The organism is Neisseria sp. SLRRB23 (assembly GCF_050896295.1).
Classification (GTDB): domain Bacteria; phylum Pseudomonadota; class Gammaproteobacteria; order Burkholderiales; family Neisseriaceae; genus Neisseria.
Genome location: NZ_JBPBFH010000065.1, coordinates 1 through 1784 on the forward strand (window position 1 = coordinate 1; position 1784 = coordinate 1784).

The 1784-nt window shown below is 52.5% G+C and carries 1 protein-coding gene and 3 pseudogenes; all 4 read right to left on the minus strand.

Annotated elements, in window-relative coordinates; all coding sequences use genetic code 11:
- Positions 1-126: 126 nt before the first annotated feature.
- Positions 127-710, minus strand: a pseudogene (locus ACRPFF_RS10960) (zonular occludens toxin domain-containing protein); the annotation flags it as partial.
- 9 nt (positions 711-719) lie between these two features.
- A complete protein-coding gene (locus ACRPFF_RS10965) occupies positions 720-1010 on the minus strand; it encodes a DUF2523 domain-containing protein (protein WP_012503936.1) in 291 nt (96 codons plus the stop codon).
- Positions 989-1657 (minus strand): annotated as a pseudogene (locus tag ACRPFF_RS10970) (IgG-binding virulence factor TspB family protein); the annotation flags it as partial. The pseudogene ACRPFF_RS10970 and the gene ACRPFF_RS10965, both read right to left, overlap by 22 nt.
- Positions 1657-1784: pseudogene (locus ACRPFF_RS10975) on the minus strand (D-alanyl-D-alanine carboxypeptidase); the annotation flags it as partial. The pseudogenes ACRPFF_RS10975 and ACRPFF_RS10970, both read right to left, overlap by 1 nt.

A 1784-nucleotide genomic window follows, 5' to 3' on the forward strand; every position in this document is an offset into this window, starting at 1 on the left:
AGGCTCATGCGTAAAATAGCATCTGCCTGAATCTCGCTCAGGTAATAACCTTGCTCTTTCAAGCCGATGTTTGCAGCCAATCCTTCCGGACGCATCATTTCCNAATCCAGACCGGAACGCGTCAGCAGCCCAAGGCACTTTTTTCTTGAACTTTTGGTGCCGGCTTGATGATTTATAGTATTTGAAGGCTTCTTTAGGCGGTTTCCAATTTGCGGCTTCTACGCCGCTTACGCCCGCGGGATTGTCCAACGAGGTTACGCATTTATACCAATAATACTGTTTCATGCCGATTGCCTTGCGTTCAAGGTGTACATGCTTTGAAACAAGGTTGCGGACGAATATATCAAGTTGGCTCGGGTGCCGCGTCATCAAAATGACGGTATGCCCGTGATGGCGGAGTTCTGTCAGTTCCTGAATATAGGGCGGAACGGGACGGCCTGCCGCGCGTACCGGGTAAGTGTAGTGCGCTTCGCCAACAATCAGCACCGCGCCTTCCGGTATGACATCACGAAGCGGGGCGGACATGATTTGCCCTTCCGCCAGTTCGCGGGCATTGAATTTTCGTTTGTCCAATCCGTCGATATGGCAGAAATAAAGCGGCCGGTCTGCCTCCGTGCCGTCTTCCAATTTCATTTTGAACAATCCGTCTTCGTTGTTCAAAATCATAGGGTTTTGCCTGCCCCCATGTTTCCCGTAAACAGATAAATCATGCTTCTACCTCATCCCGGAAAGACAAACGTCAGTTTTTTGAATGCGTGCATACCAATGAAGAACGAGAATGCGCCGAACAGGTAGCCCAACCCCTGACCGAATCCCGAAATTAAAAGAAGGTTCAATATGTCGGAAGGCATGGAATTGATCGCATTTGCCGTGTAGCCTTTGAACTTTTCCAGTGCGGCGAGATACCCGGCATAGGTTACGAATGTCAGACCTGTTGCAAGGATGATTCTGACAATCAGCATTTTCAGAAGTATGCCTAAAAGTGGAATCAGGCCGGCAAGTAATGGCATTTATTCCCCCCCAACGAACCGAAAACGACAAAAGCCGACATAATGATAAAGGCGAGCAGTACGGCAAAACGGATTTTTTCGGCAAACACGCACAACGGTTCATAGCTTGCCCGATATTGCCTGCCGAAAACATGAAAGGTTTTCGGCTGCGGACATACGCCGTTAGACGGTAAAAAGTTATGTGAAGACCATGTTTTATCGTCTGTAACCTGCGGTATGCTTATATCGTGAAACATGCGGTCCGAAGGTTTGCCCATCTCCTGACAGGCTAGGATTTCCGGAAAATAATCGCACGAAAGCCCGCCGTCTTCGCCTTGTTTCCTTTCTTTGCGATGCCTGCCGTTTGGGCGGTCCGGAACGGCCGGGGAATCGGGGCTTGTTCCGGGCTGTCCGTCCGTATCGGGATTTGCATCGGGATTCAAATCGGGATCGGGTTCGGGATTGGGACGCGTGCCGGGGTTCTCATCGGGGTCCGGGTTGTTTGCGGGGTTTTCCGCGGGCGATACTTCGGGCGGCGGCTGTGCGTGAGGTGCTTCCGCGCTTGCGGGCGTGAGGTCGGGACGCGGGATTACTTGAACATCCGCCGTGGTGTTGCCTTGCGCGTCCCTGCCGAATGTTGCGGCAACCTGAACGGGATTCCCGTTCCTCGTTCGGCGCGCACCATAACCATACCGGCAGACAGCATAGTCGGATTTGGGGGCGTCATAAACGGCGAACCGCTGTCGGCTTCAAAATGGTCGGGACTGCCGACTTCGCCCCACAGCTTGTGGTCGA

What these genes read in the sequence shown, in the direction of transcription:
- ACRPFF_RS10965 (WP_012503936.1), bottom strand. Translation starts at nt 1,010, where the DNA reads ATGCCATTACTTGCCGGCCTGATTCCACTTTTAGGCATACTTCTGAAA.